Below are 26,655 nucleotides of genomic sequence, written 5' to 3'. Positions count from 1 at the left end.
GCTGCACGATGGGGAGCATGGGTCGGACATCGGCGCTGGACGCCTTCTCACCAGCGACCCGTGCATGGTTCACGGGCGCCTTCAGCGAGCCCACCGCTGCTCAGGAGGGGGCTTGGCGTGCGCTGGCCGAGGAGTCGGACGCGCTGGTGGTGGCGCCGACGGGGTCCGGCAAGACGCTGGCCGCCTTTCTCGCGTCCCTCGACGCGCTCGCGGCGACGCCGCCACCCGCCGACCCGCTCAAGCGCTGCCGGGTGCTGTATGTGTCACCGCTGAAAGCGCTGGCTGTCGACGTGGAACGCAATCTGCGCAGCCCGCTCACCGGCATCCGCCAGGAGTCGCTGCGGCTGGGCCTGCCCGAGCCAGAGATCAGGGTCGGGATCCGCTCCGGCGACACCCCCGCCGCCGAGCGCAGGTCGATCGCCCGCCGCCCGCCGGACATCCTGATCACCACGCCCGAGTCGCTGTTCTTGATGCTGACCTCCAACGCCCGGGAAGCACTCTCCGGTGTCGAGACGGTCATCGTGGACGAGGTGCACGCGGTGGCCGGCACCAAGCGGGGCGCCCATCTCGCGCTCTCCCTGGAGCGACTGGACCACCTGCTGGAGCGCCCCGCGCGGCGTATCGGGCTGTCGGCCACTGTCCGCCCTGTGGACGAGGTGGCCCGTTTCCTCTCACCCCGCAGGAACGCCGCCGTGGTGCAGCCGCCCTCGGGCAAGCAGTTCGAGCTGTCGGTCGTGGTCCCCGTGGAGGACATGGGGGAGCTGGGCAGTTCCCCCGCGCAGGACGCGACGGGTGCCGAAGGCCCGGGCGGTGGCGGCAAACCGTCGATCTGGCCCTCGGTGGAGGAACGGATCACCGATCTCATCCAGGAGCACCGCTCCACCATCGTCTTCGCCAACTCACGTCGCCTGGCCGAGCGGCTGTGCAACAGGCTGAACGAGATCGCCTACGAGCGGGCCACGGGCGAGCCCATGCCCGAGGACCACTCGCCCGCCGAGCTGATGGGCAACGCGGGCGCGGTCACCGGTGCGCCCCCGCTGATCGCCCGGGCGCACCACGGTTCGGTCTCCAAGGAGCAGCGCTCCCAGGTCGAGGAGGATCTGAAGGCGGGCAGACTGCCTGCCGTGGTGGCCACCTCCAGTCTGGAGCTGGGGATCGACATGGGCGCCGTCGATCTGGTCGTCCAGGTCGAGTCACCGCCCTCGGTGGCCTCCGGGCTGCAACGCGTGGGGCGGGCGGGCCACCAGGTGGGGGCGGTCTCGGCAGGCGTGGTCTTCCCGAAGTACCGGGGGGATCTGGTGCAGTCCGCGGTGGTCACCGAGCGGATGCGGGAGGGCGCCATCGAGGCGCTGCGCATCCCCGCCAACCCGCTGGACGTGCTCGCCCAGCAGATCGTCGCCATGGTCGCGGTCGACACCTGGGACGTGGAGGAGTTGCTGACGCTGGTGCGGCGGGCGGCGCCTTTCGCCGCGCTCCCGGAGTCCGCGTACACCTCGGTGCTGGACATGCTCGCCGGGCGGTATCCGTCCGACGCGTTCGCGGAGCTGCGTCCCCGTCTGGTGTGGGACCGGGTGGCGAACACGGTCAGCGGCCGCCCCGGTGCGCAGCGGCTGGCCGTCACCTCCGGCGGCACCATCCCGGACCGGGGTCTGTTCGGGGTGTTCCTGGCGGGTGCCGACCCGAAGAAGGGCGGCGGCCGTGTCGGTGAGCTGGACGAGGAGATGGTCTACGAGTCCCGGGTGGGTGATGTCTTCACCCTGGGGACGACGGCCTGGCGGATCGAGGACATCACCCGGGACCGGGTGCTGGTCACGCCCGCGCCCGGGGTGCCGGGGCGGCTGCCGTTCTGGCGCGGCGACCAACTGGGCAGGCCGCTGGAGCTGGGCCGGGCGCTGGGTGCGTTCCTGCGCGAGATCGGTTCGCTCACCCGCGAGCAGGCCGAGGAGCGGCTGGCCGCCTCCGGTATGGACGCGCTGGCGATCGGCAATCTGCTGGCCTATCTGGGTGAGCAGCGCGAGGCGTCCGGTCATGTGCCCGACGACAGGACGATCGTCGTGGAGCGGTTCCGCGACGAGCTGGGCGACTGGCGCATTGTGGTGCACTCCCCGTTCGGCGCTCAGGTGCACGCCCCCTGGGCGCTGGCGATCGGCGCGCGGCTCACGGAGCGGTACGGCATGGACGCCCAGGTCATGCACGCCGATGACGGCCTGGTGCTGCGGCTGCCGGACGCCGAGTTGATGGATCTCGACCTGTTCGAAGCGGAGCCGCGCCCCCCGCGCACTCCGGAACAGGAGCTCCCCGCCGATCCGGACCAGCCGCCGCTGGGAGTCGGCGACGTGCTTTTCGACAAGGGCGAGATCGAGCAGACCGTCACCGATCAGGTGGGCAACTCGGCGCTGTTCGCGGCCCGCTTCCGGGAGTGTGCCTCGCGGGCGCTGCTGCTGCCGCGCCGCAGTCCTGGCAAGCGCACTCCCCTGTGGCAGCAGCGGCAGCGAGCCTCCCAGCTGCTCCAGGTGGCCAGTGAGTTCGGCTCCTTCCCGATCATCCTGGAGGCGGTCCGTGAGTGCCTGCAGGACGTGTTCGACCTGCCGGGCCTCACGGAGCTGATGGGCGACATCGAGTCCCGCCGGGTGCGGGTGGTCGAGGTCACCACTCCGGAGCCGTCTCCGTTCGCCCGCTCCCTGCTGTTCGGCTATGTGGCGCAGTATCTCTACGAGGGCGACTCGCCCCTGGCCGAGCGCCGGGCCGCAGCGCTCTCCCTGGATTCACGGCTGCTGTCGGAGCTGCTGGGCCAGGCGGAGCTGCGCGAACTGCTGGACGCCGACGTACTGCACGAGCTGGAGGCCGAGCTCCAGTGGCGCACCGAGGACCGCCGCCTCAAGGACGTGGAGGGCGTGGCGGACCTGCTGCGGCTGCTGGGCCCACTCACCTCCCAGGAGCTGGCGGAGCGGGGCGCCGAGCCGGGCTGGGCGCCGGAGTTGGAGGCGACCCGGCGCGCCATCCGGGTACGGATCGCCGGTCAGGAGCACTGGGCGGCCGTCGAGGACGCGGGGCGACTGCGGGACGCGCTGGGTGCCGCGCTGCCCGTGGGTGTCCCGGAGGCGTTCACCGAGCCGGTCGCCGACCCGCTGGGCGATCTGCTCTCACGCTATGCCCGCACGCACGGCCCTTTCACCTCCGCCGACGCAGCGGCCCGCTTCGGTCTCGGCACCGCCGTCGCGGACGGCGCGCTGCACCGGCTGGCGGCCGGTGGCCGGCTGGTGCAGGGGGAGTTCCACCCGTCGGGGATCGGCCAGGAGTGGTGCGACGCGGGGGTGCTGCGCAGGCTGCGCCGCCGTTCACTGGCGGCGCTGCGGCAGGAGCTGGAGCCGGTCGCCCCGCAGTCGCTGGCGGCGTTTCTGCCGCAGTGGCAGCACGTGGGCACCAACAGTCTGCGCGGCGTGGAGGGGCTGTTGCGCACGGTCGAGCAGTTGCAGGGGGCACCGGTTCCGGCGTCCGCGCTGGAGAAGCTGGTGCTGCCCGGACGGGTCGCGGACTACGCGCCGCCCATGCTGGACGAGCTGACCGCCTCGGGGGAGGTGGTCTGGGCGGGTGCGGGTGCGCTGCCCGGCAAGGACGGCTGGATCTCCCTCCATCTGGCCGAGGCCGCTCCGCTGCTGCTGCCTCCCCCGCATCCGCTGGAGCTGACTCCGGTCCACCAGGCGGTGCTCGCCGCGCTGGAGGGCGGGTACGGACTGTTCTTCCGGCAGATCGCCGAACGGGCCCGCGCCGCCCACCCCGAGGCGACCGATCCGCAGCTGACCGAGGCGCTGTGGGACCTGGTGTGGTCGGGCAGGATCACCGGTGACACGCTCACGCCGCTGCGGGCGCTGCTGGGTTCGGGCCGTACGGCCGGCTCCACGGCGCACCGTGCCAAGCGCCCCACACCGCGCGGGCGTTACGGCTCTTTCACCGCTGCCGCGGTGGCCGCGGGCAGCGGCGTGGGCCGTCGTGGCCCGGGCCGCGCCCCGGCCCCCGCGCCGCCGACCGTCGCGGGACGCTGGTCGCTGCTGCCGCCGCCGGAGAATGAACCGACCCACCGGGCACACGCGTTGGCCCGTACGCTGCTGGATCGGCACGGTGTGGTGACCCGCGGCGCGGTGTCCGCCGAGGGTGTGGAGGGCGGTTTCTCGGCCGCGTATCGGGTGCTGTCCGCCTTCGAGGAGAGCGGGCAGGCGCGGCGCGGCTATGTGGTCGAAGGGCTGGGGGCCGCTCAGTTCGCGATGGACGGTGCCGTGGACAGGCTGCGCGCGGTCAGTACGGCACGCGAGCGGGACAGCGGCGCATCGGGCGGGTTCGGCGGCTCGTACGAGGCTTCGGGGGCGTACGGCGGAACGCGCGGGGGCGGCAACCGCACCGGCCCGCGCGCGCTGGTGCTGGCCGCCGCCGACCCGGCGAACGCCTATGGCGCGGCGCTGCCCTGGCCCTCGCCCCCGCAGGGCGCCACGCACAAGCCGGGCCGCAAGGCGGGTGCGCTGGTGGTGCTGGTCGACGGGGTGCTGACGCTGTACGTCGAGCGGGGCGGCAAGACGCTGCTGGCCTGGACGCGGGATCCCGAGGCGCCGGAGGGCGCTGCCGGAGAGTCCGAGCCGGTGCCCTCGACCGCCGGGAGCGACGGCGAGGCGGGTGCGGCCCGGTTGGCTACCGCCGTCGAAGCGCTGGCCCAGGCAGCACGCCAGGGCGCGCTGGGCACCGTCACGGTGGAGCGCGTCAACGGCACGGCGGCACTGTCCTCACCGCTGGGCACGGCGCTGGAGGCCGCGGGCTTCCACCCGACCCCGCGCGGTCTGCGGCTGCGGGCGGGCTAGCCGGAGCGTGGCGGGCGCCGGGACGGCACGGCGACCGTCGACACGTCACGGCGACCGTCGGCCGCCGGAGCACCCGTCGGCACGGCACGGCGACGACCGTCGGTCGACAGGGCTGCCGTCAGCCCTCTTCGTCGTCGTAGGCCCCGCTCGCCTCGTCGTACGACCCGGTCGCCAGCATCATCTGGCGGAGGAGACCGGCGAGGAGGCGCTGCTCGTGCCAGTCGAGTGCCCCGAACAGGCGGCGCTCTTCCGCACCCGCCGCTTCTATGGCGGCGAGCCAGTTGGCGTGCCCTTCATCGGTCAGCTCGACCTCGTCGCCCTGCTCGTCCTCGACGGCGCGGGGGCGGCCGGTGGTCGTACGGGTCACGAAGCCCCGCTTCTCCAGCACGTCCAGCCGCTCGGACAAGGTGTTGGGGGCGGCCCCCAGGTCCATGGCGAGCTGGGTGAGAGTCCTGCGCCCGCCGTGTCCGGCGAGCATGTGCAGCGTCTCATGCTCCTCACGGCGCAGTCCGAACTCCGCCAAGGCGCGCTCCCCCGCCCGCCGCAGATGGTCGGCGAGGAACTGCATACGGGTGACGGCGCCCTCGATGTGGGGGTTGAGGTCGGGCAGCACGGGCTGCCAGCGGTCCACATGATCGTCGACCCAGTCCCGCGCCCCTTCGAGCGCGTCCCGCTGCTCGGCCTCGGCCTCTCCGTCCACGTCGAGCGCGTCGTGCTGTCGTCGGTATCCCCACTGCCCCATGGCCCAGGATCGTATCCCGTGATCGTCTCCCACTTCTCGCCGCTCTCCAGGTTCCGTCAGTGGTTCCTGCGATCATGGGCATATGTCCTCAAGGAGCCGGTGATGGCGCGGGATGCCCGCTGGATGCCGGAAGATCACTGAAGAGGTGGCGGTCGGATGCCCGAGGGAGACACCGTCTGGCGCACGGCGCACGCCCTGCACTCCGCGCTGGCCGGGCAGGTGCTGACCCGTACGGATTTCCGGGTACCCCGGCTGGCGACCGTCGATCTGTCCGGCCGCACGCTCCTGGACGTCACCCCGCGCGGCAAGCATCTGCTGATGCGCGTCGAAGGCGGCCTGACGGTGCACTCGCATCTGGGCATGGAGGGCGCCTGGCGGGTGAAGGGCAATCCCGCGGACAACAGCAGCCCTGCACGCGGTTTCGGGCCTGCCCATCAGATCCGCGCGCTGCTGGTGACCGGGGAGCGAACCGCGGCCGGGATCCGGCTCCCGGTGCTGGAACTGCTGCGCACGGCGGAGGAGTTCTCGGTCGTCGGCCACCTGGGACCGGATCTGCTGGGCCCCGACTGGGACGCGGCCGAAGCGGAGCGGCGCCTGCTCCACGACCCGGCGCGACCGCTGGTCGAGGCGCTGCTGGACCAGCGCAACCTGGCGGGGATCGGCAACGTGTACGCGGCGGAGTTGTGCTTCCTCGCTCGCACCTCCCCCTGGACTCCGGTGGGTTCGCTGACGCCGCCGCTGCCGGCGCGCCTGCTCAGGGCGGCCAAGCGGCTGTTGGAGGCCAACAAGGACAGCGTCCGCCGCCGTACGACCAACAGTCCGCGCCCCGATCGCAACCTGGCCGTCTACGGCCGGGAGAACCGCCCCTGCTTGCGCTGCGGCACTCCCATCCGCACCGGTTCCCACGGGCCGCCGGAGCGCCCGCGCACCGTCTGGTACTGCCCGCACTGCCAGCCACCACCGCCCGCGGAGGCCGACAGCGCCGGTAGCCGCTCGACCAATTGACGGACCGTCAGGTTCTCCGTAGCGTCGTTGTCCATGAGCCTCCCGGCGTACGGCAACCTCCCGGCGTACGACCTGACCGGCCGGACCGCCCTGGTGACCGGCGCCGCCGGCGGGATCGGCCGCGCGACCGCCGTGCTGCTCGCCCGGGCGGGCGCCGCCGTGCACTGCGCGGACCAGGACGAGCAGGGCCTGGCACGCACGACGGAGCTGATCGCGCAAGCCGGCGGCGACACCTGGGCGCACCTGCTCGACGTGACCGACCGCGCGGCACTCACCAGCGCCGTCGCGGCGGCGGTACGCACAGGCGGCAGTCTCGACATCGCGGCGGCCATCGCCGGAGTCATGCACCGCAGCTCTGTGCTGGACACCCAGGACACCGATCTGGACCGCGTCCTCGCCGTCAACTTCAAAGGAGTCCTGTACACCTGCCAGGAAGCGGCCCGCAGCATGATCGGGACCGGCACCCGGGGCGCCCTGGTGACCATGGCCTCCGGCGCGGTGGACACCGGCGCCGCCGGGCTGCTGTGCTACGGCGCCGCCAAAGCCGCCGTCGTCCAGCTCACCAGGACTCTCGCCACCGAGGTCGGCGAGCACGGCATCCGGGTCAACGCGGTGGCACCCGGCTGGGTGCGTACACCCATGACGGAGCGGGACGACCCCGCCGACCAGCAGCGGGCCGAGGAGGCGCTGGCGAGGATGTCGCCGCTGGGACGGGTCGGTGAGGCCCAGGAGGTCGCGCACACCGTGCTGCATCTGGTCTCGGACGCCTCATCCTTCACGACGGGACAGATCCTGCGCCCCAACGGCGGCGTCGCGATGCCGTGGTAGTCCCCCTCCGGGTGCTGCCCCCGGCCGCCCCCCGCACTCCCTGTCGTGCGCCGCCCTGCGCCACATGCACGGGCAGTACACTCAGCCCCCATCCCCCAGCCGTCACCGAAGCTTCTATCGGGCCGCCCTCCCCGACAGCCACCCGCCATATCGCGCACAGCCAGCCGACGGCGCAGGCGCTGCCGAGCATCCAGCGGCACAGCAGCAAGGGCCTCACAGCCGTCATGCCGCCACCTCCCGCGACGGTGCCGGTCCGCCCGGCCCGGCGGGAGCGCCGGACACGGCAAGGACACAAGACCGTCGACGAAGTCGAGAACACAGCCATGGTCCCGCACTCCGGGCAACCGCGCGACCACGGAAAGTAGGTCACACAGTGCGACGAGCAGTCCGCGTGCGTTCACGTGCGGCACGCCCCTCCGCCACGTAGGCGCTCGCGAATGACTTGGGGCGTGCACCTACGAACGCTCGCCCCGTCCCTCGGAAGGCGCCCCAAGGTGCGCCCGCAGAGGGCCTCAGGCAGGGCCCGCTCGATCGTCTGTGGACGCGCGAAGGCTCCGCCGGTGTCCTCCCGGCGGAGCCTGTCGTTCCACGTCTCACACGCCTACCGTGCCCCGGCCTCGACGGCGGGAACAAGGTCGGCCCGCAGCTACGGTCACGGACTGCCGTACGGCGGTCAGGCCGCCACCACGTCCACGGCCTCCGTCGGCGCCTTGATCGTGACACGCTCCTCGGGCACTCCGGTGACCGAGGTGACGGACAGCGGGTTGAGCACCGGCCGCATGGGCGCGGGCACAGCGTCGCTCGCCGCGGACTCGGCCAGCTCAGCGAGTGCCAGCTCGTCGCTGACCTCCCGCATCAGCTCCGACATCCGCACATCGAGCGCATCACAGATCGATGAGAGCAGTTCGGACGAGGCTTCCTTCTGGCCGCGCTCCACCTCGGAGAGGTAACCGAGCGAGACCCTGGCGGACGAAGAGACTTCGCGCAGGGTACGACCCTGGCGTTGGCGCTGCCGACGCAGCACGTCACCCAACAGGCGACGGAGCAGAATCATCGGTGCTCCTCCCTCTCAACGCGCGGCGTCTTCCACAGCCTGTATCGGGACGGCCAGTTGGCCCCGACTCCTTCAGGCTCCACCGTACCGCCTTGGCAGGCAGCCGTGCGGGGAGCGATGTCGTGTTCACTCAGGGCTGCAAACATCCATTCCCCCCGGTCTGTTCTCTATCCTGCCCTCCAGCATTTTCGATCAGTTCCTTGTAGAGCAGCTCCAGCGCTCCTCGAACACTCTCCGTACGGATACCGGCACGCACACGTTCCCCGGCTTCCTCACCAGTGTCACCGGCTCGATCGCCGCTCCGGCTCCCTTCGAGCCGCAGTCTCTCCACTGCCTCTGTCGTGGGGCCGACGACAGCGACGTACACCGTTCCGACCGGTTGTCCGTCCTGGGGCTCGGGCCCGGCCACACCCGTTGTCGCGAGGCCCCAGTCGGCGCCCAGCGCGGTGCGTACGCCCCGCGCCATCCGGCGCGCGATCTCGGGGTCCACAGCACCCCGCTCCTCAAGGAGTGCCCCGTCCACGCCGAGTACATCCCTCTTGAGCGCGGAAGCGTACGCCGTCACGGAACCACGGAAGGCTCCTGAGGCGCCTGGGACGGCTGTGATCTCAGCGGCGACGAGTCCTCCGGTCAGCGACTCGGCGACGGCGAGCGTCTGGCCTCGCTGGGTGAGCAACGCCAGCACTCCACCGGCCTGCGACTCCACATCTGTCAGGACCCTTCACCCCCCGCCTTCCGCTTGTTTCCAGCGTTCTCAGCGCTTCCTGAATTCCCCGTGTTCCCTGCGGGCCCGGCGTTATCCCCCTCACCGTCACCGTCCCTTTCGCCGTCCCTTCCACCGTCACGCCCGGAGGCGGCCGGGGCCGACGAGGCCGACGAGGGGGTCCGGGAGGTTGTACCGGACGACGTGGGCGCGGCCTTCGACGTGGGCGTGGCCTTCTCGGCCGCCAGCCCGGCCCGGCGCAGCACCACGGCTTGGCGTACGTAGTCGAGCCCGGTGACGACGGTCAGCACCACAGCTACCGCCATTGCCCACCACCGCGCCGTCGCCAGCGGACCGGTCAGCGCCAGGACGTACATCCCGACGGCAACGCCTTGGGCGAGCGTTTTGAGCTTCCCGCCGCGGCTGGCCGGAATCACTCCATGTCTGATCACCCAGAAGCGCAGCAGCGTGATGCCCAGCTCGCGGAAGAGGATCACGCCTGTGACCCACCAGGGCAGGTCGGACAGGGCGGAGAGACAGATCAGCGCGGCCCCCATGATCGCCTTGTCGGCTATGGGGTCGGCGATCTTGCCGAAGTCGGTGACGAGGTCGTACCGGCGGGCCAGCTCCCCGTCGAACAGGTCGGTGATCATGGCGACGGTGAACGCCGCCCAGGCGAACGAGCGCCAGGCCGGATCGTGTCCGTCCTCCGCCACCATGAGCAGCACGAACGCCGGCACGAGCAGCAGTCGCACCATCGTCAGGATGTTCGCGATGTTCCACAGGCTCACAGGGCGTACGGTGCTCGCCGCCTTCGGTTTCGGGACGGCGCCACGCCGTGCCGCGGAAGCCGGGACTCCGGTCATCTGCCCGCCTCCCCGCTCACCTCACGAGGCCTGTCGTCGGCGCTGCCGACCACACGCGCCGCGGCGGCACGGGTGGCCGGAACCGCACCGTGCCCCGCCGCGGCGGCCACCGGCGACTGCGGCTCCGCGACCAGGTCGACGCCCTCGGCCGCGACGACCCGCGCCTCGACCATCCGGCCCACCCTCAGGGCCTGGTCCGCGTCCGGCGCCGGTCCGGACGCCGCCGGCCGTACCAGCCGCACCTGGCCGTCGGTCTCCGGCGCCTGGTGCGCACCGCGCCCCAGGGGGCCCTCTTCCTCGTCCACGGCCTCGACCAGTACCCGCACGGTCTCCCCCACACGCTCCTCGGCGCGCTGGGAGGTCAGCTCCTCGGCGAGCCTGGACATGTGTGCGAGGCGCTCGGCGACCTCGTCGGCGGGCACCTTGTCCGCGTATCCGGCCGCCTCGGTGCCGTCCTCGTCCGAGTATCCGAACACACCGATTGCGTCGAGGCGGGCGGCCGTCAAGAAGCGCTCCAGCTCGGCCAGGTCCTGCTCGCTCTCGCCGGGGAAGCCGACGATGAAGTTGGACCGCACGCCGGCCTGCGGCGCACGCTTGCGGATCTCCTCCAGCAGCCCGAGGAAGCGGTCGGTGTCACCGAAGCGCCGCATGGCACGCAGCACGCCCGGCGCCGAGTGCTGGAAGGACAGGTCGAAGTACGGCGCGACCTTCTCGGTGCCGGTGAGGACGTCGATCAGCCCCGGGCGCATCTCGGCGGGCTGGAGGTAGCTCACCCGCACCCGCTCGATGCCGTCGACGGCGGCCAGCTCGGGCAGCAGCGTCTCCAGCAGCCTGATGTCGCCCAGGTCCTTGCCGTAGGAGGTGTTGTTCTCCGAGACGAGCATGACCTCGCGTACGCCCTGCTCGGCCAGCCAGCGGGTCTCGGTGAGCACGTCGGCGGGGCGCCGGGAGATGAAGGAGCCGCGGAAGGAGGGGATGGCGCAGAAGGAGCAGCGCCGGTCGCAGCCGGAGGCGAGCTTGACGGAGGCGACGGGGCTGCTGCCCAGCCGCCGCCGCAGGGGCGCGCGCGGCCCCGAGGCGGGCGCGACGCCCTCGGGCAGGTCGGCGGGCGCGGACTCGGCCGCCTCGGCGGGCTCCTGCGCCCCAGGAGAACTCGACGCCCCAGGCGCGTCCGGCGCCCCGGCGGTCTCTGCAGCTCCGTGCCCGGGCAGTGCGACAGCGGCGCCCTGGCGCTCGGCGGGGCTCACGGGCAGCAGCTTGCGCCGGTCGCGGGGGACGTGCGGTGCGTGCACACCCCCGCTCAGAATGGTTTGGAGCCGGTCGGAGATGTCCGCGTAGTCGTCGAACCCGAGCACCCCGTCCGCCTCGGGGAGCGCGTCGGCGAGCTCCTTGCCGTACCGCTCGGCCATACAGCCGACGGCCACCACGGCCTGGGTTCTGCCCTCGCCCTCGCGGGCCGCGCTCTTGAGATCGTTGGCCTCCAGCAGCGCGTCGACGGAGTCCTTCTTGGCGGCCTCGACGAAGCCGCAGGTGTTGACGACGGCGACATCGGCATCGGTGGCGTCCTCGACGAGATCCCAGCCATCCGCCGCCAGGCGGCCTGCGAGCTCTTCCGAGTCCACCTCGTTACGTGCGCAACCGAGAGTGACAAGGGCGACGGTACGGCGTTCGGGCATGGGCTCAGCCTACTTCGTCCGGTAGGCACCACCCGCCGCCAGGTTGCGGCCGCGCAGCTCACCGCGCCGGGCGGATCCGGTCACCCGTGAACCGGTCAGCCGGCCTCGGGGTCGCCGCGGGTGTAGCTGAGCCGCTGCACCTGGCCGACCTCGCCCGCGTGTTTGACCTGCTTACCGTTGACGTAGAGCTTCACACCGCCCGCGTTACCGAGCACCAGGTCGAGCCGTTTGTCGTCGGTGAGAGTCTTCGACTGACCCTCCTTGAGCACTCCTTCGTGGACCAGCCGCCCGTTGTGGTCCTTGGCGGAAACCCAGCTGCTGCCGTTCTCCGCGGTCATCCGCACGGTGACCTTGTCGGCGGGTGCTCCCGCGATGGCGCTCTCGGAGGGCTTGGGATCGCTCGACTTGGAGGGGGCCGGATCCTCGGACGCTCCCTTGGAGGGGGTCGGTGACGGCGCCTCCTCGGCGGCCTGCTTGCCGGATTCCTCGCCGCCTCCGCTGACCAGGGTGAAGCCGACGAATCCGATCACCGCGACGATGGCCGCGACCATGGCCGCGGTCCAGTTGGGCCGGCGCGGCTCGGGACGGATGCGCTCGGCCTCGAACAGCGTGGCGGGCGCGGTGGGCTCGGGACGGCCGCCGTGTTCCTCGTCGTACTGTGCGACCAGGGCGTCGCCGTCCAGCCCGACGGCGCGGGCGAGGGTGCGGATGTGGCCGCGCGCGTACACGTCCCCGCCGCACCGGGAGTAGTCGTCCTGCTCGATCGCCTGCACGATCGGGACTCGCACCCGCGTGGAGGTACTGATCTCCTCCACGGACAACCGTGCGTCGATTCGGGCCTGCTGGAGGGCTCGACCGACCGGGGGCCGGTCCTCTTCCGGGGAGTTGCCGATGGACACGGGGGCGCCTTTCGAGCGTGTAGCCACCTGCTGGAGGTTCAGTCTAGGGGCGGGGCAAAAGGGTGGGGCAAGCGGGCGGAGCAACTTTGTACGCCATATGTATGGCGTACGTATGACCGAGCTGCGCCGGATGGCGCCCGCGCGCACGGGGTGCGCCGACGCCTGAACCGTCCCTTCCCTCAACTTGACGTATACACCACGGAAACGGTTGCCTCGCTCGCCCTTTCGAGTGAGCTGTGCCCGCCGTGCGGCGGGTGCCGCACGGGTATTCCGGTGCCGGGTGGGCCGCCCGTGGCGCCGGACGCCCGGCGCGCCGCCAGCGCCACCCGTTCTGCCCGTACCGCCTGCCCGTACCGCCCGTGCTGCCGTGTGTCCGCAGGCCGCCGCGGCAGGCCCTACTCGCCGCCCCGGATGGCCGTGAGCACCCCGTCCAGTTCCTCGGGCTTGACCAGTACGTCCCGCGCCTTGGAGCCCTCGCTCGGACCCACCACGCCCCGCGACTCCATGAGGTCCATCAGCCGGCCGGCCTTGGCGAAACCCACCCGCAGCTTGCGTTGGAGCATCGAGGTGGAGCCGAACTGGGTGGACACGACCAGCTCCGCCGCCTGGCAGAGCAGATCCATGTCGTCGCCGATCTCCTCGTCGATCTCCTTCTTCTTGCTCTGGCCGCCGGTGACGTCCTCCCGGAAGACGGGCGTCATCTGCGCCTTGCAGTGCTCGACGACCGCCTGGACCTCCCGCTCGTTGACGTAGGCGCCCTGCATCCGGGTCGGCTTGCTGGCGCCCATCGGCAGGAACAGCCCGTCGCCCTTGCCGATCAGCTTCTCGGCGCCTCCCTGATCGAGGATGACGCGGCTGTCGGCGAGGGAGGAGGTGGAAAAGCCGAGCCGGGAGGGGACGTTCGCCTTGATGAGGCCGGTGACGACATCGACCGAGGGCCGCTGGGTGGCCAGCACCAGATGAATGCCCGCGGCTCGCGCCAGCTGGGTGATCCGCACGATCGCGTCCTCCACGTCGCGCGGCGCCACCATCATCAGATCCGCCAGCTCGTCCACGATCACCAGCAGATAGGGGTACGGCGTCAGTTCCCGCTCGCTGCCCTCCGGCGCCGAGACCCGGCCGGCCCGCACCGCCTCGTTGAAGTCGTCGATGTGGCGGAAGCCGAACGCCGCCAGATCGTCGTAGCGCAGGTCCATCTCGCGGACGACCCACTGGAGTGCTTCCGCGGCCTTCTTCGGGTTGGTGATGATCGGCGTGATCAGGTGCGGGATGCCCTCGTAGGCGGTCAGCTCGACGCGCTTGGGGTCCACGAGGACCATCCGCACATCCTCCGGGGTGGCCCGGGCCATCACCGAAGTGATGAGGCAGTTGATGCAGGAGGACTTGCCCGAGCCGGTGGCGCCCGCGACCAGGATGTGCGGCATCTTCGCCAGGTTGGCCGAGACATAGCCGCCCTCGACGTCCTTGCCGAGCCCGACCAGCAGCGGATGCTCCTCGCCCGCGGCCTCGGCGGAGCGCAGCACATCGCCGAGGTTGACCATCTCGCGGTCGCTGTTGGGGATCTCGATGCCCACCGCGGACTTGCCGGGGATCGGGTTGATGATGCGTACGTCGGGGCTGGCGACGGCGTAGGCGATGTTCTTGGCCAGCGCGGTGATCTTCTCGACCTTCACCCCGGGGCCGAGCTCGATCTCGTACCGGGTGACGGTCGGGCCACGGGTGAAGCCGGTGACGGCGGCGTCCACCTTGAACTCGGTGAACACGGTGGTCAGCGACCGCACCACCTGGTCGTTGGCGGCGCTGCGGGACCGACCCGGCCCACCGCGCTCCAGCAGGTCCAGGGACGGCAGCGCGTAGGTGATGTCCCCCGCCAGCTGGAGCTGTTCGGCACGCGGAGGCAGTTCGGCCGGCTCCGGCGGCGCCGGTGCCCTGGTCAGGTCCGGCACCGGGGTCCGCTCGGTGCGCTCGTCGTCGGAGTGGCCGGCGGCAGAGGCGCTCCCGCCGCCGGCTCCGCCCCTGCTCCGGGCGCCCGGCACGGCGGAGTCGGCACCACCGTCCTGACGCTTCCGGCCGCGGGACTTGGCAACCGAACTGGTCAGATCGGCGACCACCGGCGAAGGCTGGATGCCGTTGACCACGGCTCCGTCCAGCGAGGCTGCGGCAGCGGCGGCCACGTCGAACGCGTCCAGCGTCCGCTCGGTCTCCCCGGCGCTCGCGCCGGAGGCGACACCGTCCCCGGGCAGCGGCTCCTGCCTACCGGCCGCCCGCCTGCCCTGCCGGCCGGCGCGGCGACGGCGGTCGAGGGCTTCCTTCTCGGCGAGTGCCGGCGCGATCTGTTCCTTGCGCATGCTGTGCGCACGACGCGCCGCGGCCGGCTCCTCCTCGTCCGGCTCGACGTCGTAGTCGTAGCCGGCCACCGGCTGGATGATGCCGAGCCGGATCCCGGCCGCCCGCAGCCGCTGCGGGATGGCGTTGACCGGTGTGGCCGTCACGACCAGCAGCCCGAAGACGGTGACGAGAGCCAGCAGCGCCACCGCCAGCATCTCGCCCACGGTGAAGATCAGCGGCCGGGAGACGCCCCAACCGACCAGGCCGCCCGCGTCCCGCAGCGCGTCGTCGCCCTCGCCTCTGCCGGGCGCCCCGCAGCCGATGTGGACGAGCCCGAGCACCCCGACCAGGAGCGCCGAAAGCCCGATCACGATACGACCGTTGGCCTCCGGCTTCTCCGGATGGCGGATCAGCCGCACGGAGATGACGGCGAGCAGTATCGGCACCAGCAGATCCAGCCTGCCGAAGGCGCCGGTCACCAGCATCTCCACCAGGTCGCCGACCGGACCCTGCAGATTCGACCAGGTGCCCGCGGCGACGATCAGCGCCAGCCCCAGCAGCAGCAGCGCGAGGCCGTCCTTGCGGTGCGCCGGATCCAGCGCCTTGCCGCTGCGCCCTATCCCGCGAAGGACCGCGCCGACGGCGTGCGCAAGGCCGAGCCAGCAAGCCTTCAGCACCTTGAGCACACCGCTGGTGGGGGACGGCGCCTGGGCCTTGCCCTTGCCGCCCTTGGCCGCGGCCTTCTTGGCGGGTGCCTTCTTGGGCGGCGCCTTCTTCGCCGGGGCCGCCTTCGCGGCTTTCGGGGCAGCCTTTTTGGCGGGTGCTTTCTTGGCAGCCTTTCCTGTTCCCGACGCGCGTGAGGCCATAGGTGTGAGGTTACCTGGGCCGGGCATCCGAGGCACGGATGACCGGGGGGCCGCATGCGCTCACGGGGGCGCCTGTTCCCGAGCCGGCGTCAGACACGGCGGGGAGGCGGTCAGTTCTGGGAGGGCACCTGGGCCGAAGGGTCGCCGTCCGTGCCGGGCCCCAGCGCGTCAAGTGCGCTGCGCAACCCGGCCAGTTTGCGCTCCAGATGGGCGGCTGTAGCTGCCGTGGCGGCGTCCGCCGAGTCGCCCAGCTGCTTGGTGAGCGCCTCGGCCTGCTCCTCGACGGCCGCCAGCCGCGCGGACAGTTCGACCAGCAGGCCCTGCGCCTCCTCGCTGTCCTCGCCCGCGCCGGGGTGCCGCTCGCCGCCGTTGCCCTCCAACTGGAGCCGCAGCAGCGACGCCTGCTCACGCAGCTGCACGTTCTTCATGTAGAGGTCGACGAAGACCGAGACCTTCGCCCGCAGCACCCAGGGGTCGAACGGCTTGGAGATGTAGTCGACCGCACCGGCCGCGTAGCCGCGGAAGGTGTGGTGCGGACCGTGGTTGATGGCCGTGAGGAAGATGATCGGGATGTCGCGGGTGCGCTCACGCCGCTTGATGTGGGCGGCTGTCTCGAAGCCGTCCATACCTGGCATCTGGACATCCAGCAGAATGACCGCGAAGTCGTCGGTCAGCAGCGCTTTGAGCGCTTCCTCCCCTGACGATGCCCGTACCAGCGTCTGATCGAGCGCGGAGAGAATGGCCTCCAGCGCCAGCAGATTCTCCGGCCGGTCATCGACCAGGAGGATCTTGGCCTTCTGCACCATGGCCCGTCCTCCTCGCCCCGGCAGCCTCTCGGACGCCGCCCCTGGGAGCGGCTTCCTGTCGCCGCCGCCCGTCCTTGTGCCGGTCATGGTAGCCGCACCCTGCGGTCCGCCACACCCTGTCACCGTGTTGTCACTGTGCACGTAGCAGAAACGCCCCAGGGGACCAAAAGGTTCCCGGTTTACCGCGTTTCCACACGCGCTTGACCACACTGAGTCAACATAAGGCCCTCATCGACACGGTGTCATATTCACCCGCCATCCATCCACCGCCTCATGACATCCAGCAGGTGATCAGTATCCACCGGCTTGGTGACATAGTCGGAAGCACCCGCCTCGATGCTCTTCTCCCGGTCGCCCTTCATCGCCTTGGCGGTCAGTGCGATGATCGGCAGACCGGCGAACTGCGGCATCTTGCGGATGGCCGCCGTCGTCGCGTAGCCGTCCATCTCCGGCATCATGATGTCCATCAGCACCACGGCGGCGTCGTCGTGCTGTTCGAGCACCTCGATGCCCTCCCGGCCGTTCTCGGCGTAGAGCACCTGCAGACCGTGCTGCTCCAGCACGCTGGTGAGCGCGAAGACGTTGCGGATGTCGTCGTCGACGATCAGCACCTTGCGGCCGGCCAGGCCGCCGGTGTCCCCCGTCCCGGTGGACGGCGCCTCCTGGTCGCCTCGGGCCGCCACGCCCTGTCCGGGCGCCTCGGCGGCCCCACCACCGGTTTCGGCCTCCGCGCCGTCCTGCTGCTCGCCGGGGGCGGCCGTCCGCCCGGTTGTGCCGTTGCCCCGCGCCGTCCCGTTGGCGGTCCCGGCGCCGTTCTCGGCCGCCGGGGACGACGGGCGGGCCTCGGGGGGCAGTTCGGGCTGCGCCTGCCCGCTGGCGTCCCGCAGCCGCCGCCGGTCGGCCAGCGAGTGCGCCGCCTCCTCCGCGGTCTGCTCGGGCGCCGCAGGCGCCGCCCCGGCCCCCTCGGCGGGCTCTGCCCGCCCCGGCTGCGCCGCCTCGCCGAGCTCGGCGGCCGACGCCTCAGGCGCGCTCGTGGGCGCCTGAGGCAGCGCCAGCGGATTGCTGCCCGAGGCCAGCTGCCCGTACCCCTGCGGAGGCAGCTCGGTCGGATGCAGCGGCAGATAGAGCGTGAAGGTGGAACCGCGGCCCGGCTCACTGACCGCGTGGATCTCACCGCCCAGCAGCCGCGCGATCTCCCGGCTGATGGACAGCCCCAGGCCCGTGCCGCCGTACTTGCGCGACGTGGTGCCGTCGGCCTGCTTGAACGCCTCGAAGATGACCCGCATCTTGCTCTGCGCGATCCCGATTCCGGTGTCCGTCACCGAGAAGGCGATCAGGTCCGAGTCCGGATCCCGCAGCGAACCGTGCTCCAGCATCTGCTCCCGGATGGCGTCGGGCACATCCGAACGGGCCGAACGGATCACCAGCTCGACAGCGCCGCTGTCGGTGAACTTGACCGCGTTGGACAGCAGGTTGCGCAGTACCTGGAGCAGCCGCTGCTCGTCGGTGTGGAGCGTGGCCGGCAGCTCCGGCGAGACGCTCACCGAGAAGTCCAGTCCCTTCTCCACCGTCAGGGGCCGGAAAGTGGCCTCCACATAGTCGACCAGCTGCACCAGTGCGATCCGTGTCGGACTGACGTCCATCTTGCCCGCCTCGACCTTCGACAGGTCCAGGATGTCGTTGATCAGCTGCAGCAGGTCGGAGCCCGCGCCGTGGATCGTCTCGGCGAACTCGACCTGCTTGGGTGACAGATTGCTCTCCGCGTTGTCCGCCAGCAGCTTGGCCAGGATCAGCAGCGAGTTGAGCGGCGTGCGCAGCTCGTGCGACATGTTGGCCAGGAACTCGGACTTGTAGCGCATCGAGACCGACAGCTGCTCGGCACGCTCCTCCAGGACCTGTCGCGCCTCCTCGATCTCCCGGTTCTTGATCTCGATGTCGCTGTTGGTCTGCGCGAGCTGTTCGGCCTTCTCCTCCAGCGCCGCGTTGGACTCCTGGAGTGCCTTCTGCCGGTTCTCCAGCTCCGCCGAGCGCTCCTTCAACTGCGCCGTCAGCTCCTGCGACTGCTCCAGCAGTCGCTCGGTACGCATGTTGACGCTGATGGTGTTGACGCTCGTGGCGATCATTTCGGCGATCTGGTTGAGGAAGTCCTTCTGGATCTGCCCGAACGGCTGGAAGGACGCCAGCTCGATCACACCGAGCACCGTGCCCTCGAAGATGACCGGCAGCACCACCAGATGTGCGGGCGGCGCCTCACCGAGCCCCGAGGAGATCTTCAGATAGCCCGGCGGCACATTGCCCATCTCGATGGTGCGCTTCTCCTTGGCCGCCGTACCGACCAGCGACTCGCCCGGCAGGAAGGAGGTGGGCATGCTGTCGGTGCAGTAGCCGTAGCTGCCCAGCATCCGCAGCTCGTACTTGCCGTCCTCGCCCGGCCCGGCGCCGACGCCCACCGCGCCCTCGGGAGTGCCTTCGGGCAGCGAGATGAAGAACGCGCCGTGCTGCGCGGAGACCACCGGCGTCAGCTCGCTCATGATCAGTCCCGCCACGTCCCGCAGGTCCCGGCGGCCCTGCATCAGTCCGGAGATGCGTGCCAGGTTGCCCTTGAGCCAGTCCTGCTCCTGGTTGGCCTGAGTGGTGTCCCGCAGGTTGGCGATCATCGTGTTGATGTAGCCCTGCAGCTCCAGGATCTCCCCGGCCGCCTCCACGTCGATACGGACGTTGTGGTCGCCGCGGGTCACCGCGGTGGCGACCTCGGCGATGGCCCGCACCTGGCGGGTGAGGTTGCCCGCCATCTCGTTGACGGAGTCGGTCAGGTCCTTCCACGTACCGGCGACGCCCGGCACCCGTGCCTGACCGCCCAGCTGGCCCTCGGTACCCACCTCGCGGGCCACCCTGGTGACCTGCTCGGCGAACGACGACAGCTGGTCGACCATCGTGTTGATGGTCGTCTTCAGCTGCAGGATCTCACCGTTGGCCTCGATGTCGATCTTCTTGGTCAGATCGCCCTTGGCGATGGCTGTGGTGACCATCGCGATCTGCCGCACCTGACCGGTCAGATTCGACGCCATGGAGTTCACCGACTCCGTCAGGTCCTTCCACGTCCCGGCGACGCCCTGCACGCGCGCCTGGCCGCCCAGCACGCCGTCGGTGCCCACCTCGCGCGCCACCCGGGTCACCTGCTCCGCGAACGAGGAGAGCGTGGTGACCATCGTGTTGACCGTGTCCGCGAGCTGCGCCACCTCGCCACTGGCCTCGACGGTGACCTTCTTGGTGAGGTCACCCCCGGCGACCGCCGTGGCGACCTGGGAGATGTTGCGGACCTGACTGGTCAGGTTGTTGGCCATGATGTTGACGTTGTCGGTCAGGTCCTTCCAGATACCCGACACGTCACGCACCCGCGCCTGCCCGCCGAGAATCCCCTCGGTGCCCACCTCACGAGCCACCCGGGTCACCTGCTCGGCGAACGAGGAGAGCGTGTCCACCATGGTGTTGACGGTCGTCACCAGGGCGAGCACCTCGCCCTTGGCGTCGACAGTGATCTTCTTGGACAGGTCGCCCTGGGCCACCGCCGTGGTGACCTCGGCGATGTTGCGCACCTGGCTGGTCAGGTTGTTCGCCATGAAGTTCACGGACTGCGTGAGGTCCTTCCAGGTGCCCGAGACACCCTTGACCTCCGCCTGACCGCCCAGGATGCCCTCCGTGCCCACCTCGCGGGCGACCCGGGTGACCTGCTCGGCGAACGACGACAGCTGGTCGACCATCGTGTTCAGCGTGGTCTTCAGCTCCAGGATCTCGCCGCGCGCGTCCACGTCGATCTTCTGCGACAGGTCACCACGCGCGACCGCGGTCGCCACCTGCGAGATGTTGCGCACCTGGCTGGTCAGATTGCCCGCCATGCCGTTCACGGAGTCGGTCAGATCGCGCCACACGCCCGCGACGCCCGGCACCTGCGCCTGACCGCCGAGCCTGCCCTCCGTACCGACTTCCCGGGCCACCCGGGTGACCTGGTCGGCGAAGGCGGAGAGCTGGTCGACCATCGTATTGATGGTGTTCTTCAGCTCCAGGATCTCGCCACGTGCGTCGACCTCGATCTTCTGCGACAGGTCACCGCGGGCGACCGCCGTGGTCACCTGCGCGATCTGCCGGACCTGAGAGGTCAGGTTGTTGGCCATGAAGTTGACGGAGTTCGTCAGGTCCTTCCAGGTGCCCGAGACGCCGTCCACCCGGGCCTGGCCGCCCAGCCGGCCCTCGGTGCCCACGTCCCTGGCCATCCTGGTCACCTGCTCGGCGAAGGACGACAGCTGGTCCACCATCGTGTTGACGGTGTTCTTCAACTGCAGCATCTCGCCGGAGACGTCCACAGTGACCTTCTGCGACAGATCACCGTTGGCCACCGCCGTCGTCACCTGAGCGATGTTGCGCACCTGGCCCGTCAGGTTGCGGAAGGCGGTGTTGACCGAGTCGGTCAGATCCTTCCACGTGCCGGCCGCGCCCGGCACGGCCGCCTGACCGCCCAGCTCGCCCTCGACACCGATCTCGCGGGCGACCCGAGTCACCTCGGCACCGAAAGCGGACAGCTGGTCCACCATCGTGTTGACGGTGTTCTTCAACTCCTGCATCTCGCCGGAGACATCCACAGTGACCTTCTGCGACAGATCACCGTTGGCCACCGCCGTCGTCACCTGAGCGATGTCCCGCACCTGAGCGGTCAGATTACGGAAAGCGGAGTTGACCGAGTCGGTCAGATCCTTCCAGATCCCGGCCGCGCCCGGGACGACCGCCTGGCCGCCCAGCACACCGTCCGTACCGACCTCGCTGGCGGCCCGCGTCACCTCGTCCGCGAGCGTACGGAGCGTGTCCGTCATCGCGTTGATGGTCTCGGCGAGCTGCGCCACCTCGCCCCGCGCGTTCACGGTGATCTTCTGCGACAGGTCGCCGTTGGCGACCGCCGTGGTCACCTGCGCGATCTCCCGCACCTGGGACGTCAGATTGCCCGCCATCAGGTTGACGGAGTCCGTCAGGTCCTTCCACACGCCCGCGACGCCCTGTACCCGCGCCTGACCGCCCAGCTCGCCCTCGGTACCGACCTCGCGGGCGACCCGGGTGACCTCGGACTGGAACGAGGAGAGCTGGTCGACCATCGTGTTGACGGTGTTCTTCAGCTCCAGCATCTCGCCGGCGACATGGACGGTCACCTTGCGCGACAGATCACCCTTGGCGACCGCCGTCGTCACCAGCGCGATGTCCCTCACCTGTGCGGTGAGCCGCGACGCCATCGTGTTGACGGAATCGGTCAGGTCCTTCCAGGAACCGGACATTCCGCGCACCCGTGCCTGACCGCCCAGCTTGCCCTCGGTACCGACCTCACTGGCGACTCTCGTCACCTCGTCCGTGAACGCCGAAAGCTGGTCCACCAGACCGTTGACCGTACGGCCGACCTTCAGGAACTCCCCGCGCAGCGGGTGCCCACCGCCCTCGGCCCCCCGGGAGCGCAGGTCCATACGCTGCTCCAGGTCACCGTCGGCGACGGCCGACAGCACCCTGCCCACCTCGGAGACGGGCCACACCAGATCGTCCACCAGCGCGTTCGCCGCGTCGATCGCCGACGCCCAGGAACCCTCGCAGGTGCCGGTCTGCAGCCGCTCTGTGAGTTTTCCCTCACGTCCGACCACCCGCCGCACCCGGGACAGCTCGCCCGTCAGATGCAGATTCTGGTCCGCGACCTCGTTGAAGACCGCGGCGATCTCGGCCATCGGGCCCTCACCGGTCACGGTGAGCCGCTTGCGGAAGTTGCCGTCCCGCATCGCCGTCAGCCCCGCCAGGAGCTTGTTGACGGCCGCAGCGTCCACTTCGATCGTCCCACTCCTACGGGACCGTCCGCCCTTCACGCGCGTGTTGCCGCTACGCGCGGTTGCGCCAGACTCCACTGCCCCTCCTGCGGGTCGACCTTCCTGCCCGGGCCCTGTACTCCGAGCCTTCCCAGTGTTTCACCCTGCCCGAACCCGGCGATAACAGTTCGGCAGCATGGCATATCGCACTGCGTTCGCGGACCCGGAGGGAAATCACCCGCATCCGGCAGCCACTCGTCGCGGATACGTAAGTAACCTGGCACCCGGCTGTCCGTTCACCCCCATGCCGGCGGGGTGCCCGACCGGGTCCGATGGGTAGGGGCTTCGCAGGGGGCAGCGGTGTGAGTACGAAGGGCGACGGAGGGGCGCTGCGGTGACGCAAGAGCAGAGCGCCGAGCGCGGGGGATTTCCCACCGGGATCCCCCCGAGCGCCGTGGGCTCACAACAAGGCCCGAACGAAGAGGCGGGGACCGTCACGGCCCTGACCGCACAGCGCACACCAGTGCGCCTGGCCGACAGGACATCCATGGGGAGACCAGTGATCACCGCACGAGCCGCCGCCACCTTCGAACCGGTGGGCCGGTCCGTCGCCACCGCGCGCGGCTTCGTACGCGACACCCTCCAGGGCTGGGGCCTGTCCGACATCGTCGACGACGCCGTCGTACTCACCAGCGAGCTGGTCACCAACGCCGTGGTGCACGCCGGAACCGCCGCCGAGGTGCTGTGCCTGCGCGACGAGGACGGTGTCCGCATCGAGGTCATCGACCGCTACCCCGAGCGCGAGCTGCCCCTCCAGGAGGTCAACCCGCAGCCCGCCGGCCCGGACCGCGAAGGCGGCCGCGGACTGCTGCTCGCCTCGGCCCTGGCCACCCGCTGGGGCGTCGACTACACCGCGTCCGACAAGCGCGTCTGGTTCCGTCTGGACCTGCCCGAGCGCCCCGTCGGCACCCGCACGGCAGGCCCCGCCCTCCCGGACACCGCACTGCCGGTCACCGACACCCGCGTCCGCGTCGCCGTCGTCCAGGTCGACCGCAGCGGCTCGATCAGCGCCTGGAACGAGGACGCCACCGAGCTGTTCGACTACCCCGCGGACCAGGTCATCGGCAAGCCGCTCACCGACTTCGCCGCCTGGCCCCACACCCCCGGCACCGGCACCGGGGTCGCCGAGGCGCTGCGCCTCTCCCGCTGGGAGGGCTCCTACGGCATGCGCGGCTCGGACGGCCGCACCATCCCCGTCTACGCCTCCCACCTACGGGTACGGGACAGCGACGGCGAGCCCTCCACCGTCTGCCTGCTGGTGCGCGAGCACGAACGCGCCGTCCTGCAGTCCCCGCCCCGCGTCCACTCGCACGACAACACCGGTACGGCTGGCGACTCCCAGGAGCAGTCGGCCACCGACCCCTTCGAGGTCTTCATCGGCTCCCCGGCCCCCGACGACCTCGACGGCCTGCTCCAACGCACCGTCGAACGCGCCAGGGACATGCTCGACGGCGACTCCGCGTACCTCCTGCTGGCCACCGACGACGAGACGGAGCTGGAGGTCCGCGCCTCCACCGGACTCCCCTCGGCCCGGCAACGGTTCGCCCGCGTCCCCGTCGAGACCGGCAGCGGCCGCTACGGCTCCGCCCGGATGCCGTCCGTCCACGAGGATCTCACCGTGGTCCCCGGCGCCGTGCCCCTCCTCGACGGGACAGGCATGCGCTCCGTGGTCACCGTCCCCCTCAAGGTGGAAGGCCGGCTCACCGGCTCGCTCGGTGTCGCCACCGAGGCCGCCGGCCGCTACACCAACGAGGAGGCGCTGCGCCTCCAGTTCGCCGCCGACCGTATCGCCCTCGCCGTCGAGCGCGCCCGCCTCACCGAACTGGAACGCCTGCGCCGCGGCTCGCTCTCCTTCCTCGTCGAAGCCTCCGACCTGCTCGCCGGAACCCTCGACCGGGACCAGACCCTCGCTCTGATGGCCCAGATGACGGTGCCGACACTGGCCACCTGGTGCGCCGTCTACACCGTCGCCGACCAGGGCTCGGATCCCAAGCTCTCCTACGTCCTGCACGAGGACGAGGACCGCATCGACAACCTCAAGGCGCTGCTCGCCAAGGTCGAACCACCCGAGCCCGTCCCCACGCCCGGAGCACGCGTGTGGACGGCCCCCACCGAGGCCGCGCACTCCGCGGCGATGCGCACCTCGCTGCGCAACGTCTCGCTGGACGGCGAGGACCACCAGCTGTCCCCCGGCACCACCCTGGCCACGGCAGCCGCTGTCGGCGGTGAGACCGTCGTGCTGCCCCTGGTCGCGCGCAACCGCGTCATCGGCATGCTCACCCTGGGCAAGCCCACCGACGAACGGTTCCGGCAGGAGATCCTGGAACTGGCCGAGGACCTCTCCCGCCGCGCCGCGCTCGCCCTGGACAACGCGCGTCTCTACTCGGAGCGCACCGCGATCAGCCAGTCCCTGCAGCGCAGCCTGCTGCCGCCCGAGACGCCCGAGGTCGAAGGTGGCGTCGAGGTCGAGGTCATCTATCGCGCGGCCGGCGAGGGAAACGAGGTCGGCGGCGACTTCTACGACCTCTTCGAGATCAGCGAGGGCACCTACGGCTTCGCCATCGGCGATGTCTGCGGCACGGGTCCCGAGGCGGCTGCCGTCACCGGCCTGGCCCGCCACGCGCTGCGCCTGCTCGCCCGCGAGGGCCTCGGCGGCCCGGCGGTGCTGGAACGCCTCAACACGGCCATCCTGGACGAGGGGGCGCGCAGTCGCTTCCTCACCCTCCTCTACGGCGAGATGCGCCCCCAGGAGGACGGCAGCGCGGAGCTGAAGGTCGTCTGCGCCGGCCACCCGCTCCCGCTGCGCCTGCGTCAGGACGGCAGCGTGGAACCGGCCGCCGACCCCCAGCCCTTGCTCGGCGTCATGGAGGACCTGGAACTGTACGAGCAGACCGTCTCCCTCGACCCGGGTGACGTCCTGCTGTGCGTGACCGACGGCGTGACGGAGCGCCGCGAGGGCACCCGCATGCTCGGCGACGACGGCCTGGCCGACGTCCTGGGCACCTGCACGGGCCTCAACGCCGGTGCAGTGGCGGCCCGCATCATGCGCGCTGTCGAACGCTTCGCGAGCGACGCCCCCTCGGACGACATGGCCATTCTCGCCATGCGCGTCCCGGAGTGCCAGTGATCCGGCCCCGGCGCTGAGAACGCATACGAAGAAGGCCCCCGCCGATGGGCGAGGGCCTTCAATTCGCTTGAGGAGAGCCCCAAAACGGAATCGAACCGTTGACCTTCTCCTTACCATGGAGACGCTCTGCCGACTGAGCTATTGGGGCGCGGCCAGCGGTAGAGATCTTACCCGATCCACGGCGCTGGATCGAACTGGCGCCGGAGCCCCGCCGCACTCAGCCGGCGCGTTCCCGCAGCAGCCCACCGAGCGCGTTGCAGGCCGACACCACCCGGTGCAGATCCTTCTTCGTCATGGCCGCACTCAACGGCAACGACAGGCACTCATCAGCAGCACGCTCCGCCTCCGGAAGCCGGACAGCCGTCACCTGTTCCATGTGCTGCGCGTACTCCGGCAGCCGGTGGGCCGGCACCCGCACCGGAACGTCGCACGCAACGCCCTTCATGCGCAGCGCCCGCCGGAAGGCGTCCCGATCGGGCCGCCCGTTCCCAGGCACTCGCACCACATACTCCGTACAGGCATGTTCGACGCCATCCCCGACCACGGGGACAGCAACTCCCCTGAGCCGACGCCCCAGATAGGTGGCGTACTGGCGCCGCCGTACCGCGTCGATCGCATCCGTACGCGGCAGCGGCTCCCACTCCACGACCGGAACGTCCAGCTGCTCCCCCGCCGCACACAGAGCGGCAAGGTCCGCAGCACGACCGAAGAGGTGAACGGGCACGATAGCCGCGGTCCGCGCAGTCACCGCACCTGCCGCGGACGCGGGATCGAGACAGTAGGTGTCGGCATCTATGTCGGCAAAGACGGGCCGCGCTCCGAGCTCCCGCACGGCCCGCGCGACGTCGGCCCCGCCGAACGACGGCACGACGACCTCGTCCCCGGCGCTGACGCCCGCTGCGGTCAACTGTGATGTCCCCATGCTCGGATGATGTCCAGGCAACGTGAACTTCCGGTGACCACACACAAAAAAGTCGTGGTCCCCGAACTGACGTCCGGGGACCACGACTTTCAAGAATT

14 protein-coding genes and 1 tRNA gene are annotated in these 26,655 nt (G+C 70.8%); 4 read left to right on the top strand and 11 right to left on the bottom strand.

Annotation, left to right across the window (positions count from 1 at the left end; genetic code table 11):
- Positions 1–17: 17 nt before the first annotated feature.
- Positions 18–4,847: a DNA glycosylase AlkZ-like family protein gene (locus JW613_RS23340; protein ID WP_245226174.1), complete on the top strand. Its 4,830-nt coding sequence runs from the start codon at positions 18–20 to the stop codon at positions 4,845–4,847.
- Between the two features lie 118 nt (positions 4,848–4,965).
- Here JW613_RS23340 and JW613_RS23335 read toward each other — a convergent pair whose 3' ends face one another.
- Positions 4,966–5,589, bottom strand: a complete 624-nt coding sequence (locus JW613_RS23335; RefSeq protein ID WP_209212921.1) for a MarR family winged helix-turn-helix transcriptional regulator — start codon at positions 5,587–5,589, stop codon at positions 4,966–4,968.
- A gap of 156 nt (positions 5,590–5,745) precedes the next feature.
- On the opposite strand from JW613_RS23335, the gene JW613_RS23330 reads away from it, so the two are divergent.
- Positions 5,746–6,594 carry an Fpg/Nei family DNA glycosylase gene (locus tag JW613_RS23330; protein WP_209212920.1) on the top strand — a complete coding sequence of 283 codons (849 nt, stop codon included), beginning with the start codon at positions 5,746–5,748 and terminating at the stop codon, positions 6,592–6,594.
- A 33-nt stretch (positions 6,595–6,627) separates the two neighbouring features.
- The gene (locus tag JW613_RS23325; protein WP_209212919.1) at positions 6,628–7,422 is read left to right on the top strand and encodes an SDR family NAD(P)-dependent oxidoreductase; all 795 of its coding nucleotides are present in this window, start codon (positions 6,628–6,630) and stop codon (positions 7,420–7,422) included.
- Between the two features lie 673 nt (positions 7,423–8,095).
- Here JW613_RS23325 and JW613_RS23320 read toward each other — a convergent pair.
- The 8 genes from JW613_RS23320 to JW613_RS23285 form a co-directional block, all read right to left on the bottom strand.
- A complete protein-coding gene (locus tag JW613_RS23320) occupies positions 8,096–8,476 on the bottom strand; it encodes a helix-turn-helix domain-containing protein (protein WP_019360111.1) in 381 nt (126 codons plus the stop codon).
- A 130-nt stretch (positions 8,477–8,606) separates the two neighbouring features.
- Positions 8,607–9,191: a CinA family protein gene (locus tag JW613_RS23315; RefSeq protein ID WP_245226189.1), complete on the bottom strand. Its 585-nt coding sequence runs from the start codon at positions 9,189–9,191 to the stop codon at positions 8,607–8,609.
- On the bottom strand, positions 9,188–10,045 hold the full coding sequence (gene pgsA, locus JW613_RS23310) for a CDP-diacylglycerol--glycerol-3-phosphate 3-phosphatidyltransferase (protein WP_245226173.1): 858 nt from the start codon (positions 10,043–10,045) through the stop codon (positions 9,188–9,190). Before pgsA ends, JW613_RS23315 begins: the two co-directional genes overlap by 4 nt.
- Positions 10,042–11,721, bottom strand: coding sequence for a 30S ribosomal protein S12 methylthiotransferase RimO (gene rimO, locus JW613_RS23305; protein ID WP_245226172.1), 1,680 nt, complete (start codon positions 11,719–11,721; stop codon positions 10,042–10,044). Before rimO ends, pgsA begins: the two co-directional genes overlap by 4 nt.
- Positions 11,722–11,816: 95 nt before the next feature.
- Complete coding sequence (locus tag JW613_RS23300; RefSeq protein WP_209212918.1) at positions 11,817–12,620, bottom strand: helix-turn-helix domain-containing protein; 804 nt, start codon at positions 12,618–12,620, stop codon at positions 11,817–11,819.
- Positions 12,621–13,015: 395 nt separating this feature from the next.
- Positions 13,016–15,814, bottom strand: a complete 2,799-nt coding sequence (locus JW613_RS23295) for an FtsK/SpoIIIE family DNA translocase (protein WP_209212917.1) — start codon at positions 15,812–15,814, stop codon at positions 13,016–13,018.
- A 110-nt stretch (positions 15,815–15,924) separates the two neighbouring features.
- Entirely contained in the window at positions 15,925–16,620 is a 696-nt protein-coding gene (locus tag JW613_RS23290) for a response regulator (protein ID WP_209212916.1), read from the bottom strand.
- 248 nt (positions 16,621–16,868) lie between these two features.
- The gene (locus tag JW613_RS23285; protein ID WP_209212915.1) at positions 16,869–22,547 is read right to left on the bottom strand and encodes a HAMP domain-containing protein; all 5,679 of its coding nucleotides are present in this window, start codon (positions 22,545–22,547) and stop codon (positions 16,869–16,871) included.
- A 460-nt stretch (positions 22,548–23,007) separates the two neighbouring features.
- Between JW613_RS23285 and JW613_RS23280 the strand changes: the two genes are divergently transcribed.
- Positions 23,008–25,635, top strand: coding sequence for a SpoIIE family protein phosphatase (locus JW613_RS23280; protein ID WP_209212914.1), 2,628 nt, complete (start codon positions 23,008–23,010; stop codon positions 25,633–25,635).
- A gap of 75 nt (positions 25,636–25,710) precedes the next feature.
- Here JW613_RS23280 and JW613_RS23275 read toward each other — a convergent pair.
- Both JW613_RS23275 and JW613_RS23270 read right to left on the bottom strand, forming a co-directional pair.
- Positions 25,711–25,783: transfer RNA gene (locus JW613_RS23275), tRNA-Thr, on the bottom strand.
- Positions 25,784–25,852: 69 nt separating this feature from the next.
- A complete protein-coding gene (locus JW613_RS23270) occupies positions 25,853–26,557 on the bottom strand; it encodes a DegT/DnrJ/EryC1/StrS family aminotransferase (RefSeq protein ID WP_209213054.1) in 705 nt (234 codons plus the stop codon).
- Positions 26,558–26,655 lie beyond the last annotated feature (98 nt).

Source organism: Streptomyces smyrnaeus (genome assembly GCF_017676345.1).
In the GTDB taxonomy this organism is placed as follows: Bacteria; Actinomycetota; Actinomycetes; order Streptomycetales; family Streptomycetaceae; genus Streptomyces; species Streptomyces smyrnaeus.
This window is presented reverse-complemented; position numbering and strand designations above follow the sequence as displayed.

Excerpts from the sequence above, each read along its gene's own strand:
- JW613_RS23295 (WP_209212917.1), bottom strand. The coding sequence starts at position 15,814 with ATGGCCTCACGCGCGTCGGGAACAGGAAAGGCTGCCAAGAAAGCACCC.
- JW613_RS23290 (WP_209212916.1), bottom strand. The coding sequence starts at position 16,620 with ATGGTGCAGAAGGCCAAGATCCTCCTGGTCGATGACCGGCCGGAGAAT.
- JW613_RS23325 (WP_209212919.1), top strand. The coding sequence starts at position 6,628 with ATGAGCCTCCCGGCGTACGGCAACCTCCCGGCGTACGACCTGACCGGC.
- JW613_RS23320 (WP_019360111.1), bottom strand. The coding sequence starts at position 8,476 with ATGATTCTGCTCCGTCGCCTGTTGGGTGACGTGCTGCGTCGGCAGCGC.
- JW613_RS23340 (WP_245226174.1), top strand. The coding sequence starts at position 18 with ATGGGTCGGACATCGGCGCTGGACGCCTTCTCACCAGCGACCCGTGCA.
- rimO (WP_245226172.1), bottom strand. The coding sequence starts at position 11,721 with ATGCCCGAACGCCGTACCGTCGCCCTTGTCACTCTCGGTTGCGCACGT.
- JW613_RS23335 (WP_209212921.1), bottom strand. The coding sequence starts at position 5,589 with ATGGGGCAGTGGGGATACCGACGACAGCACGACGCGCTCGACGTGGAC.
- JW613_RS23330 (WP_209212920.1), top strand. The coding sequence starts at position 5,746 with ATGCCCGAGGGAGACACCGTCTGGCGCACGGCGCACGCCCTGCACTCC.
- JW613_RS23270 (WP_209213054.1), bottom strand. The coding sequence starts at position 26,557 with ATGGGGACATCACAGTTGACCGCAGCGGGCGTCAGCGCCGGGGACGAG.
- pgsA (WP_245226173.1), bottom strand. The coding sequence starts at position 10,045 with ATGACCGGAGTCCCGGCTTCCGCGGCACGGCGTGGCGCCGTCCCGAAA.